Here is an 18,990-nt window from a genome sequence, read left to right on the forward strand (position 1 = left end):
AAGTAGATAGATTTGTTGTAATGTGGTGAAAACCTTTCATATACTCTGCACTTATTTTACCCGCTCTCTATCACATATCTTTTCTAGTGAGGTAAGCATTCATTGATTAACCTGAGCAAATTATTTGTTCAACAACGCCTTGAACTGTAATAGTCATTGTCTCTTCTGGTGTGTTATTGATTCTTACGTAGAAACTATTTTTTTTAATTTGTTCAGAGCTATATATTGGTTCGTATCTCATGCATATTAGTATTGCTCCTATTAGCTTACGAAGTTTGGATGGTATTGGACCCAATAAAATTTTTTGGTGCTCTGGTTTGAGCTGAGTAGGATTTTCACTTTGATAGAATTGTGAGAATGATTCTCGCACAGCTAGGCAATCCTCGTTTTGTCCATATGCTATTGATTTGTAGAGGTGCATTTTGCACGTAATGTTTGGAGAACTAATAGGCAAATGCTCGAAAAATTCAAATTTTTCGATAAGGATTTTAAATTTTTTGGATCCATAACTGCTTAGACCATGGAAAAAAAGTAAGTGGATTTCATCTGTTGAAAGTTGAGATCTAATGAAGTTGGAATATTGTTTTTTATTTTTTCCCTCTGCGTTAGTTTCTATGAACAAGAGGATTTGGTAGAGGGTTTTGTGGTAATGCGCTAAAGACGATTCTATCTCTTTGTATCTTGTATTATAACGTTCGATGATATGATTTCTATGGCAGTCGCGGTTTTCTATTTGAAAAGACATGATGCGAAGGATCTCTGAGAAACATTTTTTGCGGGTAACGATTTTATTTTCAGAGATTAATTCGAGAGAGGCCACGATGTCGTTGTAAAGACTCATTAGGTGGAAGAACGTTTTTTCAAAATTGTCTTTTTGTATAGCTTGGTATTGCAGTTCCGCTGTGTCAGCAGCACATTTTTGTGCTACAGCAGATTTAGCCAGTTCCTTTCTTGTGAGCGTGAGTTCTTCTCTTGAGAGAGCTAGCTCAGTTTGAGATGTTTTGAGTTGTTGGGCTTGGAAGTGAAGGGTTAGCAGTATTGCTATAAGTCCAAAAAAGCTGAGGATTGGGCCAAGAGATCCGCCAACAAAATCGCCAAATGCTGACCAGTCTGCTTGTGCTGTGCTAAACCCACTCTGGAAGTGATAGAAATATGTACTGGGAACAACAACTAATCCCAAGAGACCCGCTATGCCTATGATAGTCAGGAAGTTTGGTAGATGGTTTTTTGTATCATTTGTGTAGGTAGGTTTCATTCTTTAAGCTCTGGGCAGGTTGATTTGATCTTATGCTATGCAGCAGCCAGCCCATCTACGGTTGTCGCTATTTGGTCATCTATGCTTGTTAGGCCCCTAAGCTCTAGCGACTCTCGGTACTCTCTGGCTTCTGCAGCCAGGGTCCATTTCGTATCTATGCCAAGTTTGCTCGTTAAGTCTTTCACGGAGGCAATATTAACATTGAAGAATTCTTTTCGTTTGTTAATTTTGTTCACTCTGTATTGGTCAAATTGTCGATGTAGTTCACTTTCTAGGGCGGGAGCATTTTCACTGAACATTAAAGCATGTACGTCAAATGCAAATGGGACACTGGCATCTCCAAGTTCTTTGACGCGATCCAGTGGTTCTAGGCGTCGAGTGAGGCCAATTTTGATAACTTTTTCTCCAAAAGAGCCTTCGTTGGAAATTACGTAAACATGACCTCTTTTGGTTTGTTGGGCCATGGATATGGCTCTCTGATTTTTCTCTTCTGCTTCTGCAAGCTTCGCTTCAAGCTCTTTTAACTGCATTTCAAATTGTGCTTTTTGCTCTTCTGATGCGTTTCCAAGTTCTTTTCTAGCTTCCGCCATTGCCTTTTGAAGCATCTTCTCTTCTTTTTCAGCATCACGAACAGCCTTCTCGTATTCTCGCGCTGCCTTTGCTTCTTCACGTAACTCTTCTTTGATGCGTTTTTGTTCTTCTCTGTCGCGAAGAGCAAGTTCCTGGGTTGCAACTGCCCATTTTAACTCATCCTGGCGGGCGGCGAGGTATTCTGGGGAAATACGGGCATTTCGAAATGCAGATCCATTATTATTTACGAGGCTGAAAGCATCAATAATTTGTTGCTGAAGCTTTCCGTAATTGTCATGTTTTACCTTGGACAGGATGGTTGCTACCTTCCCATTAAAAGCGTCTAAGACAAAGTTGATAGCCGTTTTTTTTCTATTTTCTTCTGCATAATCGCAGGTCGCAGCATATTCATTCTTAACAAAATCTCGAACAAGAACTCTTGCTTCTTTAAGTTTTTCCCCAGCTTCTTTAAAGTCGTATTGGTCAGCAAGTTCATCAAGCAGGCTGTCGGGCGGCATGAGGTATTCTGCACCATAGCCCTTTATGGTGTTTCGCATGGCCGTGACAGCTTTTTTCAATTGCTTTTCGGTTTGCTTGATAGCATAAGCTTCCCCAGCTATTTGTTCGGCTTTTTCTTCTGCAGCAGCAATTACCTTATCAGCTTTTTCCTTCGCTTCTCTTCGTACTCTATCTACCCTTTGTCCTGCTTCCTCTAGTTTTTCAGTCGCTTTTTTCAAGATTGATTTTGCCTGTACCTTTATACTCAGGGCTTCCTTTTCTACATCAAATATAGGAGCATATTTTTCTAATTCTTTCCTTGCTTGTTGTAGTTCCTTGGAAATTTCATTTTGCTTTATTGTTTCACTTTTAATCGACGCCTCGGCATCAACTCGTAAATCTTCTTCTTCTGCCAAGGCTTTGGTAAGGTTTGATATTCGAGAGCTCAAGCCATCGTTGATTGATCTGTTTTTTTTCAATTTTATAAATAGATAGATAGCTACAAAAGGTGAAACGAAAAACAGGATACCAAAAAAATATTCCATATTACCCACTCCTCTTCTTGATCTTGACTTCTGCTTTTATCGGCAAAAGACAGTTTGTCTTTTTATGTATATAGGTGAAAAATTAATTATTTTTACCCGTTTGTTTTGTATCAGCACGCCTATCGCAAGCTGTGTGTGGGCAATATTCCATGCGGAGATGAAGCGATCATCGTTACCTAGTAGAGAAATTATGGTGGCCAGGAAAATTATGACAAAGGAGATGTGAAGGTGCTTTTCGGATGGTCGCGGGGATGGCGCGGTACTACGATGTGGTACATGCTGAAAAGGATGTTTAAAATTGTTGGCGGAGATTGCTTTGCCTTGATAGCGTTGATCCCCGTGCTGAATGGTTGTATATTTTAATTTTGTGACATTCTCCCCGGCATGGAGCCAGGTTTCACATTCGTCCATCCTGCCCTTTTCTGTTAGCTTTTTTTCTTGCTCAAAACCTCTGGCAATACCTTTCTGCTACTCCATACACTGCAAATAGATGTTGCTGACGTACCAGCCGGAGCGGTATTTTTTATGCAGGTAGGTTTCGCTCTCTGCTGAGAAGCTGCGGCCTTTGGTTTTGTAGTGCCGGATCGTTGTCTCGGTGTGGGCAGTGTCTTCCTTTTTGCTGTTGTCCAGGAAGATGTCGACGTTGAGTTGTTTGCAGGGGGCGCCGCCCTTGATGAAACCCTTGGTTTTGATTGTGCTACCTGTCTGGCGATAGCTTACCTTAACTTTTCGTCCATCGATGTTGAAGGTGTCGGTCTGTTGGGCGAGGGAAGATGTGGCGAGTCCAAGGGTCAAAATCAGTGTTATAGTTATTCCTAGTAAGCCTCTCATCTTTTCCTTTTTTGCAACATAAAAATCACTTGTGTATATTGCTAACGTATTGAAAATACGTTTACTATCGCCTGTGCATGTACTACGCTGTCACACTGGGGAAGGCAATAAGTTTTCCTCTAACCGAGTTTCTTTTCTTGCCTGTGCTCTATTCTCTTCGCTTTTAGCCATTCCTTGAACTCTGGACTCTCCTGGGTAAGTTTTGCCTTGAGAAGTGCCCAGTAGTCTAATCCGTCGTCCTGTTCTTCTATCCACTCGATCAGTTCTTTGTGATGCTCATTGGTAATGCTTGTTGCCGTGCGAGCTTCTGTCTTGAAGTCAAAGTTGATGGCATCGCCTTTGGGTGGTGTATAGGAATACGGTTCTCCCACCCCAGTTGCCAGCCATTCGATATCGCATTTAAAAAACTCTGCTATTTTTACGAGTGTGGTCCGGTGTGGCGTCCCAACAAACCCTGATACCCACTTGCTCACCTGGGAAGGGTTCTTGCCAATGGCTCGGGCAAGGTCTTTTTGCTCAATTTTTTTTAAATCTATAAGCATTTGTAATCGCTTGCAAAACTCTTCCATGTAAGTCACCACATTCCACTAAGTTCAAATTACTGGTTGTCACCACGTGTCATCTACGCTATCCTGTGTGCATGGATAAACAAAAACTCATTCACTTAATTGGTTATGTAACCGGCAAAAATATTCCTGAGTTAGCGGATGAATATGGTTATCCGCCTTCAAGTTTTTACCGCGTCATATCGGGACGGGTGAAAAAATCACCCATTAGAAAAATCATATCTGACCTCGTTGATAAACCTATAGATCAGCTTTGGCCAGACAACTAAAAAAAGGGGATTTTGTGCATCAGCATACCAAGCTGTTTGTACGAAGCATCCCAGCAGTGGTGTTTGTTTTTTGCATAGACGGCCTCTTGATTTAGTTCAAAAAAACCCGAGGCCTAAAGGAAGGAATAATAGATCTGTCCTGTCCCCTGGACGCAATACGGGCTTGGTGGTTGGCACTTTCAAACCTAGCAGGGGACAGGGCTTCTTACAAGGATAAATCAAAGAGATTGGCACTTTGCACTTTGATTACATACCAATTTGTCGCTGGAGGGTAGTTGTGATTACGAGAGAAACTAAACATCCAAGAGATTACGAGGTGATGGATGCGGTGCTGGATCGTGGTGAAGCCACTGAATTAGCCCGTTTATTGTCATGCTCTCCACAGCTTATTCGTGGTTGGTGCCGGGCTCCTGAAACTGAGGCTGAATATACCACGGGGAGGTTTGGACCTCTTGCTCGTATTCGTACTCTCATTGCCATGATACGTGAGGCTGATGGTCGTCCTGATCGCGCCTTTCTCATTGGCCAGTATGTTGCCCTTCTTCTCGGTGGTGTTTTTGTTCCCACCCCTCCTGTTATTGAAAATGTGAATTCAGATGTGCTCAGCAATGTTTCTCGCACAATGAAGCGATCGGGTGAGGCTATCGAGACCATCAGGATTGCATGGTTTGAAGAGAGCCCGGGCAAAATAACGAACCAGGAACGTGCGCTGTGTGTGGCCGATATCCAGAAGGCCATTGTTGCTCTTATCCAGACGCAACAGTGTATTGAACGACATTCAACTATTCGGTGAGGGGGGATTATGGGCGAGCGTGAATATAAAGAACTTAAAGCCGAGTTATCTGAGATCAGAGGGTTGTTGATGCAGATTACCAACAACGATCGGATGATCTCTATTGATGAGGCAGCCGTCTATATGGGTTGCTCTATTGCGACTTTGAGGCGCCGTGTTCAGTCAAAGCAGTTACGCAATTATGCACCACCTCGTAAGTCGTATCGATTCAAGGTGAGTGAGTTGGCCACGGCGAAGAGTGGCGGGAGAATATCAGCGCTATCTATTTTGTAGATGGGGCTTGATGTTTTCCCCGTGCCCCTTTCGTCGGTAGATCCGGCAGGAGAGAGGTTGATTGATCCCCTGCAACCCCTGGGTTCGAGTGATCTGGCAGAGAAGGGGCCTGTGTGAAAAATGTCCACGGGTCCTTCTGGGGAAAAATGAGTTAGCACGGGTGGAAGCAGCTCGACAGATGAGCCTGTGAAAATTTTTGGTTTGGTTGGAATTGTGGAATTTGCTGTATCCCAGTGCTGACGGGGGATACAGCGTTTTAGTATAAAAAAAATTGATAGATGCAACGCTGGTAAGCAATCTGGCTTGAGGTGGTTTGCATCACATTACAAAGGATGGTTGTTAGGATGGAGCATGAAATTATAGAAAGTAGTCAGGAGCTGATGGGTGATGAAGGCGAAGTGCTTTCTCCCGTTTTGCAGGATCTCGATTTTATCAGGGATTGTTTCGGTGCTAATGAGCGTGGTGATGGTTTGCTTCTTGCGGCAATTCTTAAGGATAGATACCTCTATGTCACAGCTCCTGACGATAAAGGGGAGTGGTACAAATGGGTGGGCCATGTTTGGCAACTTGATGAGTTCGATACCACCGTTGATGTAGCTGAACAGGTGGCTTTGGCCTATGAAGAGTATGCCTTTCATGTAGAGGCACAGCGGGACCAGGAGTTGGCTAAGCTCGATGAAGAGCGCAACGAAAAAATCGCGATGATTAAGGCTGAGTGTGAAGAAGAGGACGCCAAGAAAAAAATTGATACTCTTCTGCAGAAGCCTCTTGTTCCTCCCAAGTGGATGACCTCCACCATCAAAGATTATAACAAAAGGGCGTGGGTGCTGAGAAGCCGGGAACGAATTATGAAGGCGCGTTTCTTTGCCCCAAAAGTTGACCGTAGAATAGCCGCTATCTCCGATGATCTGGATCAAAAAAAATGGCTTCTTCCCTGCGCCAACGGGGTGCTTGATCTTAAGCGCGGCCTTCTTATGGATGGTCGGCCTTCAGATCTGCTCACCAAGCAGATCGATGTTGCCTACAATCCCGATGCTGACTACTCCTTTTTTGAAGAGATTATAAAAGATATCTGTGTCTGCCCAGAGATTGAAGGCACCGATCTCCTGCCTGCCTTTTTGAAACGACTCTTTGGCTATGCCATCACCGGTAACGTCAACGAAGAGTTTTTGGCAATTTTCATCGGGCCTGGACGAAACGGCAAAGGTACCATTCTTGAAACGATAACCAGTGTACTTGGTGCTTACTATCATCAGGCAAACCGATCTCTCTTTATTGAACAAAAATTTGAGCCACCACCATCGGCTACCTCCGAACATATGTATGCCCTCCAGGGCAAGAGGCTTGTTGTGGGAGCAGAAACCAACAAGGGCCAAAAAATTGATGGCGGCCTCATCAAGGGTATTACCGGTGGTAACAAGGTTAACTATCGTAAAAATTTTAAATCTGAAAAGACGTTTACTCCGACTCACACCCTCATTCTTGAGACCAATAATATCCCTTACGGACTCACCAAAGAGTTCTCTCTTACCCAACGTTTAGTCCTGGTCGATTTTCCCTTTCGCTATGTGGATGATATCGAAGCAGAAGAACGGAAATACCCTGCACTCAAAGGCCGTTTTAAAAAGAAAAATAAGGATCTCAAGGCAAAGCTTAAGAGTCGGGAGAGTCGTGAGGGCGTTTTGAAGTGGTTGGTCGAAGGGTGCTTGGAGTGGGATGAGCATGGTCTGCTGATCCCAGATTGTGTCCTTCAGGCCCGGGAAGATCTCACCAAAAAAGAAGATTATATAGGTCAATTCTTAGGTGAAATTGTTGAGCACGTCCCTGATCGGGAAAATATGCGCATGGAGTTTAAGTACCTGTATGAAGCCTTTCAATACTTCTGGAAGGATACCATCGACTCCCGGGATAATAAGGTGCCGCATAAGAATACCCTCTCCAAAGAGCTTAAGGAACGTGGCTACTCGCTTGAAAAAATAGGCGGGAAGCTCTGGGCCTACCACTTTCGAATTCGTCCTGAATTAGTTCATGGCGTGGCAGAGCTGGGTGCAATTGATGCGAAGGCCAGTAGTATAGCTGCCCTCTCTTAAACTCTATCCTGCCATCCTGCGCCTGTCCTGTCGCTATCATGGCAACTATATTGTTGAAATAAATTGAAAAAATTGGACTAGCAGGACAGCAGGACAGCGTCTCCTTATACGCGCACACATAAGAGTTTTTAAAGCTTCTTTAACTGGCTTATAAAACTTCTCTTAGCTCTTTGTATAGAGACTTATATATCCTCTTATCCTGTTTGTTAATAATTATATGTAAAAATAAAGAGTTAAGAGCAGGATGAAAAAAGGATAGAGACAGGACAGCAGGATGGAGGAAAAAAAAGCAGGATAGCAGGATGACGAGGCAGGATAGGGGCAGGACAACAGGATGAAAAAGGTGGAGATCATGAATACAGAAAGCATAGTTCGAAAGATAGCAGCAGAGCATGGCCTTCGTAAAAAAGGCAACCGTTTCACCGGGCCCTGCCCAGAGTGTGGCGGATCCAAAACCTCCGATAAGTTTTCTATCCTGCTCGATGGTGGTTTCAAATGTTACGCCTGCAATTTTCGCGGCGACATCATCACCTGGCTCCGAAAGCGGGAGAGCATGAACTGCCCAGATGCTCATGATTACGCTGGCCGAGATTGCAGGCAGAAAGATTCCTGCCCTGCAGCAGCTCATTGCCGACTCGGTAATGGTTCAGCTCCTGCCACCAAGAGACGCCCTGCCTATCGTCGCCCAAGCAGGCCTCGCCAGGAAGAGGAGGTTCAGCAAACTCTGCCAATGGTGGAGCCTCAATACCCTAAAGCGGTTTGGGTAAGTTGGGCGGATGCTCTGGTACAGAAGGCCCACGAAAAACTTCTGGAGACTCCGGAGCAACTGGCCTATCTGGCATCTCGTGGCATTGATGCCGAGGCCGTGGATCGTTTCTCCCTGGGTTGGTTGAGCCATCAGCAACAGGTTCTTAAGAACAAGATCGGCCTACCGGTTGATGAAGGTAAGGATAAACTCTGGGTTCCGGAGGGTTTGCTGATTCCCATTTTTGATCAAAGTGGATCACTGCACCGTATTCGGATTCGCAGATCGCCGGAGGCCCGGGCCAAGTTTTTGCCAAATCTTAAATATAACTGGATGCGGGGGGCGGGCAATATGCCCATGGCCCTTGTTCCGGAGGGAAAAATTCGCGGTGCCGTGATCGTCGAGGCAGAGCTTGATGCCATGGCAGTCGCCTCGGCTCATGTAGATGTTGCGGCCATTGCCGTTGGTTCTCTTGGCTCTGGTGTTGATCCCGAGCTTGACCAGCTTCTCGAACAGGCGCCTGTTGTCCTGGTGGCCCTTGATGCCGAAGATAAGGCCGAGAAAGTTGCAGATATGTGGAAGGAGAAATATCGCCACGCCAAGTATTACAAAACAACCATCGGCAAAGATCCAGGTGAAATGTTTGCCGCCGGCGGCGATCTTCATGCCTGGATTGAAAGGGGACTGCCTCTGCAACCATCACGTCCTCGTTCTACCCCAGCTCCTGTCCCAAAGCAGGACGAAGCCTTTCTCCCTGCGCGTAAGCTCAACAGGGGGGGAGGGGGAGCGCAAATAATAGAGCCTTCGGCAAAGGCATCTATAGACTCGGATGTTGCCTGTCCCCAACCTGAAAAGATTAAGGGCCCTGTCGTACCTTCCAACTCAAAATCATTCTCCATGACCCTGCCCAACGGCACCGTTATCTATGTGGTTCCGTCTAAAGACAAGGAATGGCAGGAGCTGACGGATCAGGGCCTGCCCGTTTTCACGGCCTATGAAATAGATAAGCTGGGCGCGGCTGTCTCCACTATGAACGACGAAGAGAGACTCAAGGCGGCCACGGCCGCAATAAATATAAAAACAGTATTCGGCGGTTACATAAGCCGAGGCGAGGCAATCGAAGCGGGTGAGGATGGCGGTGATCCTTGCACGCAAGATGGGCCTGAGAAACCCCAGAGCGCAGTGAGACTCTAGGTGGCTACGCCACTATGGATGGAAAAGAACTGAATCAAGGCGGCTATCGCCGCTATAGAGATAAAAAGGGGAATAAAAAATGTTTGAGATAAAAGATGTAGCCGAGCCTGTAAAAACAAGAAGAGTGGTTTCTCTTGCTGGTAAAGATATCGGAACCCTTGGCTTTACCAACGATACCTCAAAATATCATGCCGTTCTGCGCCTTGACGATTTCATGGGATGGAGCAGTGCCCTGAGCTCTCTTGGCCAGCCCGATTGCCTCTCCTGTCTTCTACAGGGCCTGGGCGATACTGAGGAGGAGGCGATTAAAGATGCCTTTACCCAGGTAAAGTCGAAAATGGAAAAACTGGCGAGTGGGGTAGACAAGCTTCAGTCTGCCTTCTTCGAGACTGCCGGGGCAGGCCATGAGTCTTGAAGCCATCATCCCCGATGAAGAGCTGCGTAGGAGAGTTGAAGGCCTGAGCAGAGACGAACTCTTGCTTCTGGTCTGTGAGTTGAGCAAAAGCTCAGGGGAACAAAAGAGAGAACCTCTGCTGACTATGACAAAGGTGATTGAGATGACAGATAAGGTGCAGGGCCAAGAAGTAAAAAAGAAAAGATACCTGGTTCTTTCAACGGATCCCGAAGAAGCACTGCTTCAAATTGCAGACTGTATCGAAAAAAAGATGGTCTTGAAAGGACGTACCTATCCTCCAGGAGGCGACAAGAGGGCTTGCCAGGGATTTTGGCAGGATATTGGTTTTATCTACGATCTTCAGGCGATTGCTCATCAGATAGAAGAAAGACGTCAGTAAAGAAATGGGGGGGGAATATGGGGGACGTGACGAGTTATGTAGATAGGGCTTTTGGGAAAGATATTTTTGAAAAAACTTTAGAAACAGAATTCGAAGAAAGCTTTACTGAAGATTTCTTGGGGTTCAGGCAAGAAGAAATTGAGAGTATGTCAAAAGGTCAGTTACTGAAGAGAGTAATTGAGCTTGAAAGAAGAGACTATGTAAATGGGGCAATGGGAGATGTACTTCATTTTGCTGTCAGAGATTTGTTCTTTAATCATTTCGATTATGACGGAACAGATTGGGATGATGCCTTTAAAGAACGAATTTTACGGAACGTTTACAGTTGTTATTTAAGAAGCTAGGGAGGGAGAGGGAATGTTTGAGAAATGAAAAGAGGATGGGACTGTTGTAGGGCCTGTTGCGCAGGAAGAGGCAATGGGCCTCGTTGGTGGCCGCCCACGTGGTAGTGACTATATGGAGCGCATAAGACAGCTCGCCAACCAACGAAGAAAAGCCGCCAGACCAAAGAAAATCCGCAAGCTGTTGCCGGGCGAGGAAAATCAGCTTCGCCTGCCGGGAATGTAAATATATGCTGTAACCGCGATAAATAATGTGGAAAGGGAACAAGTAAAATGACCGACACCCCCAGCTGGCAAAACTATACCGAGACAAATAAAAAAGCCGATGTGCTGCGCTATCTGCAGGAGACGGGTTGGCAACTCAGAAAGCAGACCTTCTACAACCACTGCGGGGATGGCAAACTCAAAAAAAACAGATCCGGTCTCTACTCAAAACAGGCCGTGAAAAAATATGCCGAAACATGGCTGGTCCATATCGGTTTGGGCAGCACGGTGGGCGAGGCGGAGGAGAACCTTGCCAAACAGAAGACCAAAAAAGAGATTGACCGGATCACCACCTCGGAACAGCACGAGCGCTTTAAACTCGATATCCTCCGGGGTAAATATATTGAGCGCTCCAAGGTAGAGCTGGAACTTGCCAGCCGTGCCGTGGTGCTCGATCACGGCCTGGACTATCTGATAAAATCCAACGTGGCCGAGATGGTGGCCCTGGTGGGCGGTATGGCCGACAAGACAACCCTGCTGCTTGATTTTCTTCTGAAGAAAAAAGATGCACAGCTCTCGCACTATGCGAGTATCGATGATTTTACTGTAAACCTGCAAATAGAGAGCGAGGTGGAATCGTGCTGAGTCCCCCCAATGTGAAGATGTTCCAGGTGAAGAATATGTCTTATATCCCGGAGAGTCTGCAGAAGACGGGTTTCTGCCATACCACCTCGTTTTCTAAGGCGGAAAAACGGGTCCTGCGCAAAAAAAAATGGCAGGCTCCGAGTGAGTGGGCCCCAAAAAACAGGAAAATTGTTAAGGGTCAGCTTGCCGGCAACTATCTCAGCCTTGATATCACCCCCCATCTGCGCGGGATCATGGATGCGGCCGTGCTTCCCTTTGTCCGTCGTCTGCATATTATGGCTGCACCGCAGACCGCAAAGACCACCCTGATAGATACCATCATCGCCTGGGCAACCATCTTTGCCCCTGGTCCTGCGGTCTCCTTTTATCCCGATGAGGTAACGGCCAAGAGATCCATGAAAGAGAGACTGCAGCCCATGGTTGCCGGTTCTCCCTCTCTGTCCCGTCTGCGTTCGGGCCATCGGGACGATTTCACCAACACCTCCATGGCCCTCTCTTCCATGACCTGGGAGGTGGGTTGGGTAGGTTCAACCGCTCAGACCGCCGATAGATCCCTGCGCTATGTGGATATGCAGGAGGTGGATAAACCAAGTTATGGGGGGAGTAAGGAGGAGACCGGCGTGATCGAGCTGCTGCTGAAACGTCCCAGGGCCTATGGTGATACCTACAAGGTCTTCATCTCATCTTCACCCACCACCGAGGCGGGCAATATTAACATGATCATAGAGAAGGAGACCGAGGCAGTCTTCCTGCAATGGGTGCGCTGTCCCCACTGTCATGAAGAGGTGCTGATGCTCTTTAGCCACGACACCTTCCACTGGCCCCACGATGAGGAGGGACACAGTATTGACCGTAAAACGATTCTCAGTAAAAAGCTTGCCCGTTATATCTGCCCCGAATGTGCCGCCCTGTGGGATGATAACGATCGCAATAAGGCCATTCGCCGTGATGTCTGGCGCCTGCGAATGGTGGATAATAAGGGCGAGACCCTCTATGAAAAGGGGGAGGAAATGTTTCGCTATCTGCAAAAGCACCGGCCTGCCTCCATCGGCTTTATCGTCCCCTCCTGGACAAGCTATATGGTCAGCCTCTCCGAGGTGGCCCACGACTTCCTCCGTTCCGTGGATAAAAATATCAGTGCCGAAGAACGTCTCAAGGCCCTGAAGGATTTTAAAAACGGCCACGAGGCAAAACCGTGGAAACCGGAGATCGTAGAACGGGCGGAAGCGAGTCTTCTCCGGCTGAAAAATGATCTCCCCGCAACCGAGGTACCGGCTCAAGGGGTGGCAGGTCTCTTTGCCGGGGTCGATACCCAGGACGATGGTTTCTGGTACTGGGTCATGGCCGTGGGTTATGGCAGGGCGCCGGAGCGTTGGCTTCTTCGCTGTGGTTTTGTCTTCACCTTCGAGGCCGTGGTTCAGGTGCTCTGGGGCAATGAGTACAGGGATAAAAATGGCAATATCTATCCCGTTCATCTCTCCCTGCAGGATGCCATGGGCCATAGAACCTCGGATGTCTACGATTTCTGCGCCTCCCGTCACGGTCAGATACTACCCACCAATGGTCAGCAGACCATGGCCACCCCATACTCCACCAACGATGTCGAGTTTTATCCTGGTAGTGATAAGCGCAGGTTCCCGGGGGCGCTAAAGAGGGTGCGGGTCAATACCACCTACTATAAGGATAAGGCCGATGGCATTCTCAAGATCAATCCCGGTGATCCCGGGGGCATCTCCTTTTATAGCGAGGTCTCCCGGGGAGATCTGCTACAGCTCTGTGCCGAAACACGAAATGAGAAGGGCTTTTGGGAGCAGATCGGGCAAAGAGATAACCATCTCTGGGATTGTTTCTGTCTGGCCCTCTGTGCAGAGGATGTGGCCGGTGTCCGCTACTGGCCAACACCGGAAGAGCAGGAAGAGATGAGTGATGATTTAGTGGTTGAAGATTATGCCGCAACACTGGGCTAAGGGGAGAGCATGAAAAAGAACGGAACAATATTGGTGGGAATGGATCAGATCACCGCTTACGCAGGCAGAAACAAAGAGACCATCAGGCAGGCCATTGTTAGCCGTGGCTTCCCCGCAGTTAAGGTACGGGGAAGATGGGAGTCAAACAGTCAGCTCATTGAGGAGTGGCAGAGGAAGCAGATTGTTGCTGGGTGTGGGGTAACTCAACGATGAATTAACTGGTTGCGGGGCTGTCTCCGCAATCCATGTTCAATGACTGGTTAGAAACCTATTTTACTAAATATCAAGTATCCGCAAGTTGTTTTTATTAATTCTTTCTGACCAGTATTTTGTTATCATTTCGATATGTTGATTTTCTGTAAAAGGAGTATAACTGGAAATATTCGTCAATTTATGATTTTCCTTTTCTACCATAATACGGTCTATATCTGACCAACGATATGTGTGTTTTTGGTATTCGCATAAAATTATTTTTCTAACATCATCAAAGATTGAATAGTGAAATTCATCAGTAATCAGCCTGTCTACATTTAATATTTCGCTGAGTATCATTTCTTGTTTTTTCTTACTGAATGATTTCCAATAAGTTGGGTTGATAAACCAATGATCGCTGCTATGCATCATGAATGTTTCAATAAAACATAAAATGGTGAGTGAGCTTTGGAAGTAATAATCTATAATATTTTTAAAAAAAATACTATGCACTCTATCAGCATAACAAAAAATATAGGTACAATTTTCCATTGGAATTATATTTGTCATTAAAAGCATTTTTTTTATACTTTTTTTATTACCATAGGCCAGTGCTGTGTACCCACAAAGAGAAACTGGAAATTTATGGTTAATGCAAATACCATGATTGATTGTTGCTCTCTCCTCCTCTATTGTTTGATTATTGTATTCATTTAGTATTTGTTCGGAAAGTCTCTTAAGATAAGCTAGGCGTTTTTCGAAATCCTTTTCCATTCCTTGAAAGCTGATCAGTAATTTGTCAATATTTTTGATATTGATTTTTGTTAATTCTTGCTCAATTCCTCGTTGTTTCAACCTATGCCTTAATATGCCTAATGCTTCTTGCTCGATTGCTGTTCTATATGTTTCTATTTGATTTTGAATTTTATCAATTTCAATATTTAACCATACGATCTCTCTGCAAATAGCCCTAAAAGTCTGTAACTGAATAAGAGAGTCTTCGTCGATTTCACCATTTTCAATAACTTGGAATATCTGTTCATGTTTTTCACAATATCCAGGAAAAGTTGATGCGCTCTTTATACCTACAAGATTCATTGAAACTTTCAAATTTTTCGCAAATATATCAACTACGGGCTGAAGCACATGCCCTTGATCCGCTATATATTTAAGAGAATTACCTTTAGCAATAGAGTGTGATCTTTTAATACTTAGTGAATTGCAATTCGGATACACGCAACATCTTGGCCTATTTGTTATTTTTCTACTTTTATGAGCTAATGATTTTAATAACGGTGCATAGATTTCAAATTGCTGCATCTTAAGAGAATTGTTTGCAATAAGTCGCATGATATTGTCAAATTCTTCACCAATAATATCTGTTTCTTTCATTATTTCCGTGGGTGTCGATGTTTTAACATAAACTTCTAACAAGGTGTTATACAGGTCTGTATAACACACAATTTTGCGTAATAGGTAGACTGTCGCCACTCCACCCTCTGTAAAACTCTAACTGAGGTGATACATAAAAAAATGTTAAGCACAAGGGGTAAGCTGCTAGAGTCGCACGTAATATGCAAAAAAAATAAGTTGTGGAGAGATGATCCACCCCGATCAGTTCAGTAAACTCCTCAAGGAAAAGGGGATCAACGTCCAGAAGGTGGGCGGGGTTGTCTACCTCTGTGGCTACACCCTCTCAGGCGAGTTTCTGGAGTCGGTTGGGAAAGGGGTGTGGGGCAGGTGGTTTGCCTGCTCCGCATAAAAAAGATTCTTTGGCGTGTTTCTGTAGATGCGTAAAGCTAAGCTCACTGGCGGCTTTAATGAAAGTGGATTAACGATGAATCTTTATTGAAATTTTGGAAAAAGCTCCCTTGGACGCCCATTGCCGTCCGTGTGTATGCTGTCGTTAAGTGCCAGATATTGTATGGTAAATGATTTCTGAGGTTAGCTTGTTAAATTCTAAACAAGTGTCTCTGTCAACATTATCGTCATATCTTCTAAATAAACGCTCTCCTTCATCCAAAGACAATTTTTTTCCACCATATATTAATGGAACAATATAATACTCTGTAATCTGTTCATCAAAAGCATTTTTATAACGGACTTTTAGATAACGTCTCAAATTGATAAAACAACTTTCATCGTTTTTCTGGCAGATCCCACTATATTGCTCATCAAGTTGAGACAGTTGAAGATTATTGTTTTTTCCAAAAATGGTTGCAAGTAACCCACTCCCTTTTGCCGTCATGTAACCTGCACGATAATAACCAATTAGAGAGTAAGTTTTTTTCTTTTGCACATTTGGTGTTTTAGATAACTCAATATCTATAAGAACTAATGAATTATAGTGAAAATCAGAGATTATAAAACCATTGTTCTCAATGAATATTTTATCCTCTGAATATATACCAGGTATATCATCCTTTAGTTGTTTTGCAGAAATAGTAAAAACAGGTGATATTTGTTTTTTTGCAATTTTGGTTTGGACATTTAGCAATTTTGTCTGTTCTTTTGAAATTGAACATTGGCTAAATGAAACTAATATCGCCATAATTGCCAATACAGTAGCTGTCACCGTTTGAAGGTAGAATTTCACATTTTCTTTGTTCATATTTTTTATACTTAATGCCGTGCTCTGTGGTAAATTTGTAGTGCAGCGGGAAATTTGTCCGACAGCAGTGCTTTGTTAGATTTGTGGCCAATCATCTTCGATGCCTTTTTCTCTTTGTTTTAAGGCAGCTGTGAAAAGTTTTATTGCTTCTTTGCCTTGTGCATCCATTTTTTGTTCATCGATATTACTTATTGCACTGGCAATTGGTTCGACTTCGATAAAGTTTTCTATGTCTTTCAGCTTTATATAGCTAGTAATTTTTGCTACAGAATCTTCCATTGTTTGAGAAGAAGAGTTATTAACGAATCCTTTAAGCAAATTGACACATCCATCTGCGTTTGCTGTCTGGGCTTTTAGCCACGCAACGACCTTGTCTTCCTCCCCCCAGCGTTTCCATCTGTATAGGAAAGAAACTAGATGCTCATGTGTTATAAGCATCTCTGGATTAGTTTCAGACATACGGTCCAATTTATGTACGAATTCTTGTTTGATCTCCTCAAATTCGTTATCCAGCAACAGAATTTTTGTTTCCGAATTCTCTCGACTATTTTCATCATGTTGTAAAATGTTCTCAACAATAGAAATACCATCTGAATTTTGGAAGCATCTCAACAATAATTGACCCCTTTCTTTACTATTGTCAACTCTCCGAAGGAAACAAACAGCTAATTGTACTGCATGCATATTGGAGCTGGACATGGTAAAACCCATATATTTATGGTCGACTTTATCGCCTATATCAATTAGTGCTTTGATATAACTGTAGCCATCTCCTAAAGGGATCTCATCAGTAAATGATTCAAATTGAGATAGAGCATTTTTTAGTATCCCACGTTCCATTAACAATAGAATAAATGATGAAAAACTCTCAGAGTCCGATGTGCGCGAAAGCATGTCTCTAAGATCTGAATTAGAAAGCTCACCTTTGGGAATTGAAAACTGAAAGTATTTATTGAAATTTGAGGGATGACATACTCGCATCTCTCGTAACCATCTCTTGCTAAAACAATCGGCATATTGTCTGCCATTAAGAGCCCATTCAATTGCAGGAAATAGCTGCTTTATCAGTTCTCTTACATGTTCTCTTTTATTTGTACTTGCCTTATCTAAAATTCCATTGATCAGAGAAGTTATAGCTTCCCTACTTTTTTTATCCCCGCTATAACTACTTTTCGTAAATATATCTTTTGACCGGGCTATTTCTTTATATATTTCAGGTTCAAATATTCTTATACATTCAATTGCTATAAGATCGACGGGGTTAACCTCAAATACAGATTTACCCTTCAATAACGAAAAATGAAATGAAAGTGTTGATGTATAACGATACACGTTCCTCAAATTGTCGAAGTAAGCATGTAATGCCCCACGAAAAATATTGCCCCAGCGCCCAGAATCAAACATTTCTGCTGCAGATTTATCTTGTTTAATAACTTGATCAATTCTACTGAACAACAAATCATGAAGGAGTGTAACTTCAATTTTTGGAATATCAAAAGGGACTTGTATGATTTTTTCTAAATAGTCACGACCTAACTGTTTACCATCAGTTAATTTCTCTTCTACTAAATCACGCTGGAAAAGAAGAAGAAAAACCACTTTAGGAAACTCAAGGTTTGCCTTAACAAGCTGAAATACCATTCTTAGTTGGCCGGGCGTAAGTCGATCCAAATCATCCATAACTACAATCAATGATGATGCTCTTTCTGACAATAGAGATGTTAGCTCTTGTCTAATGTCACTTAAGCTTTGCTCCTTTTCTTTTGCTGTTGCCTCAGCATTACCACTAAGTTTGTTTAGTAGTCCTTTTCCCCACTTGAGGGCTGCTGCCCAAGCTGCCAATAGGCCTAAAATAGCTGTGCTAACCGTTTTTACCCAAGATTCACCAGAGAAGTTCCCCCCAACCCCTACCAGGGTAGCTAAAATAAATAGTGTTGGTAGAGCCGCTGAGAGGCCTGTAACTAGAGATTCTCCAGTATTTAAGTATCTGCCATACTTTTTAAGCGTTGCGGACAGTTTTTTTCCTGACTTACTTTTATCTATTCGACCTATTGATTTTGATATTTCTTGAAAAAACGAAGCTGTAATTTTATCTTGAGCTGCCCATTCCCAAGGAGAAAACTCGACAACATCCGGTCTGTTCTCAGTTAGGCTTTTTAGGTTAGCTACAGCCATATTTTTAATGGATGATTTTCCTGACCCCCAATCACCATGTAGGGCAACGACAAGACTGTCTTTTCCATGCCATCCAGCGATTGCATCTGCCAAATCTTTAGAAAATTTGGATCGGCCTAGTAAATCTTCTTTTATTTTTAGGATTGGTCTATCGGAAGCAAATCCATGTACGTCTTGTGAATCCATACGATCTCTCTGAAGAATCTACGTTAAGTTCACCAGCGAGCCCCAGCGAGCCCAGTGGAGTGAAACGGAGCGGTGTTAAAGGCCTTGTTAACTGATTGTATTATGTTATTTGGGGAAAAGGGGAGGAATCGAACCTCCCTGCGCTCTCTTTTGACTGATACTATATTTTAAGGTCCATCTATCTCTCATCTAGGTTGGAAAAATAGTCGTCAGACCTCTCCAGGAGCGCATTTCCAAACCAAGCGT

The 18,990-nt window shown here is 44.0% G+C and carries 19 protein-coding genes; 12 read left to right on the plus strand and 7 right to left on the minus strand.

From position 1 onward, the window contains the following. Positions 1-106: 106 nt before the first annotated feature. From DP_RS07920 to DP_RS07940, 4 genes are all read right to left on the minus strand, one after another. Positions 107-1,255: a putative phage abortive infection protein gene (locus DP_RS07920; protein WP_011188806.1), complete on the minus strand. Its 1,149-nt coding sequence runs from the start codon at positions 1,253-1,255 to the stop codon at positions 107-109. Positions 1,256-1,290: 35 nt separating this feature from the next. Further along, the gene (locus tag DP_RS07925) at positions 1,291-2,868 is read right to left on the minus strand and encodes a DUF4041 domain-containing protein (protein WP_156792230.1); all 1,578 of its coding nucleotides are present in this window, start codon (positions 2,866-2,868) and stop codon (positions 1,291-1,293) included. Positions 2,869-3,336: 468 nt separating this feature from the next. Further along, on the minus strand, positions 3,337-3,699 hold the full coding sequence (locus DP_RS07935) for a hypothetical protein (RefSeq protein ID WP_011188809.1): 363 nt from the start codon (positions 3,697-3,699) through the stop codon (positions 3,337-3,339). Positions 3,700-3,818: 119 nt separating this feature from the next. Beyond that, a complete protein-coding gene (locus tag DP_RS07940) occupies positions 3,819-4,268 on the minus strand; it encodes a helix-turn-helix transcriptional regulator (RefSeq protein ID WP_041277778.1) in 450 nt (149 codons plus the stop codon). A gap of 71 nt (positions 4,269-4,339) precedes the next feature. Here DP_RS07940 and DP_RS17910 point away from each other — a divergent pair, with 71 nt between their 5' ends. From DP_RS17910 to DP_RS07990, 11 genes are all read left to right on the plus strand, one after another. Beyond that, a complete protein-coding gene (locus DP_RS17910) occupies positions 4,340-4,534 on the plus strand; it encodes a hypothetical protein (RefSeq protein WP_156792231.1) in 195 nt (64 codons plus the stop codon). Positions 4,535-4,811: 277 nt separating this feature from the next. Continuing rightward, entirely contained in the window at positions 4,812-5,327 is a 516-nt protein-coding gene (locus DP_RS07945) for a phage regulatory CII family protein (protein WP_156792232.1), read from the plus strand. Between the two features lie 9 nt (positions 5,328-5,336). Continuing rightward, a complete protein-coding gene (locus tag DP_RS07950; protein WP_041277780.1) occupies positions 5,337-5,600 on the plus strand; it encodes an excisionase family DNA-binding protein in 264 nt (87 codons plus the stop codon). Between the two features lie 344 nt (positions 5,601-5,944). Further along, the gene (locus tag DP_RS07955) at positions 5,945-7,690 is read left to right on the plus strand and encodes a phage/plasmid primase, P4 family (RefSeq protein WP_162096638.1); all 1,746 of its coding nucleotides are present in this window, start codon (positions 5,945-5,947) and stop codon (positions 7,688-7,690) included. Positions 7,691-8,042: 352 nt separating this feature from the next. Next, positions 8,043-9,629, plus strand: coding sequence for a toprim domain-containing protein (locus tag DP_RS07960; RefSeq protein ID WP_162096639.1), 1,587 nt, complete (start codon positions 8,043-8,045; stop codon positions 9,627-9,629). A 79-nt stretch (positions 9,630-9,708) separates the two neighbouring features. Continuing rightward, complete coding sequence (locus DP_RS07965) at positions 9,709-10,044, plus strand: hypothetical protein (RefSeq protein ID WP_011188814.1); 336 nt, start codon at positions 9,709-9,711, stop codon at positions 10,042-10,044. Then, positions 10,034-10,423: a hypothetical protein gene (locus DP_RS07970; RefSeq protein WP_041277782.1), complete on the plus strand. Its 390-nt coding sequence runs from the start codon at positions 10,034-10,036 to the stop codon at positions 10,421-10,423. The genes DP_RS07965 and DP_RS07970 overlap by 11 nt, the downstream gene beginning before the upstream one ends. 17 nt (positions 10,424-10,440) lie before the next feature. Beyond that, entirely contained in the window at positions 10,441-10,767 is a 327-nt protein-coding gene (locus tag DP_RS07975) for a hypothetical protein (RefSeq protein WP_041277783.1), read from the plus strand. A 270-nt stretch (positions 10,768-11,037) separates the two neighbouring features. Beyond that, on the plus strand, positions 11,038-11,613 hold the full coding sequence (locus DP_RS07980) for a hypothetical protein (protein WP_011188816.1): 576 nt from the start codon (positions 11,038-11,040) through the stop codon (positions 11,611-11,613). Between the two features lie 35 nt (positions 11,614-11,648). After that, on the plus strand, positions 11,649-13,580 hold the full coding sequence (locus tag DP_RS07985; RefSeq protein ID WP_162096640.1) for a terminase gpA endonuclease subunit: 1,932 nt from the start codon (positions 11,649-11,651) through the stop codon (positions 13,578-13,580). A gap of 9 nt (positions 13,581-13,589) precedes the next feature. After that, entirely contained in the window at positions 13,590-13,793 is a 204-nt protein-coding gene (locus DP_RS07990) for a hypothetical protein (RefSeq protein ID WP_011188818.1), read from the plus strand. Between the two features lie 63 nt (positions 13,794-13,856). Here the strand turns inward: DP_RS07990 and DP_RS07995 are convergent, their stop codons facing one another. Further along, positions 13,857-15,164 carry a hypothetical protein gene (locus DP_RS07995; protein WP_156792233.1) on the minus strand — a complete coding sequence of 436 codons (1,308 nt, stop codon included), beginning with the start codon at positions 15,162-15,164 and terminating at the stop codon, positions 13,857-13,859. A 208-nt stretch (positions 15,165-15,372) separates the two neighbouring features. Between DP_RS07995 and DP_RS17915 the strand changes: the two genes are divergently transcribed. Next, positions 15,373-15,534 (plus strand): hypothetical protein, encoded by a 162-nt coding sequence (locus DP_RS17915; protein ID WP_156792234.1) that lies wholly within the window; start codon positions 15,373-15,375, stop codon positions 15,532-15,534. A gap of 144 nt (positions 15,535-15,678) precedes the next feature. Here DP_RS17915 and DP_RS08000 read toward each other — a convergent pair whose 3' ends face one another. Both DP_RS08000 and DP_RS08005 read right to left on the minus strand, forming a co-directional pair. After that, a complete protein-coding gene (locus tag DP_RS08000; protein WP_011188820.1) occupies positions 15,679-16,383 on the minus strand; it encodes a hypothetical protein in 705 nt (234 codons plus the stop codon). A gap of 75 nt (positions 16,384-16,458) precedes the next feature. Further along, positions 16,459-18,744 carry a KAP family P-loop NTPase fold protein gene (locus DP_RS08005; protein ID WP_011188821.1) on the minus strand — a complete coding sequence of 762 codons (2,286 nt, stop codon included), beginning with the start codon at positions 18,742-18,744 and terminating at the stop codon, positions 16,459-16,461. Positions 18,745-18,990 lie beyond the last annotated feature (246 nt).

The organism is Desulfotalea psychrophila LSv54, from assembly GCF_000025945.1.
GTDB lineage: Bacteria > Desulfobacterota > Desulfobulbia > Desulfobulbales > Desulfocapsaceae > Desulfotalea > Desulfotalea psychrophila.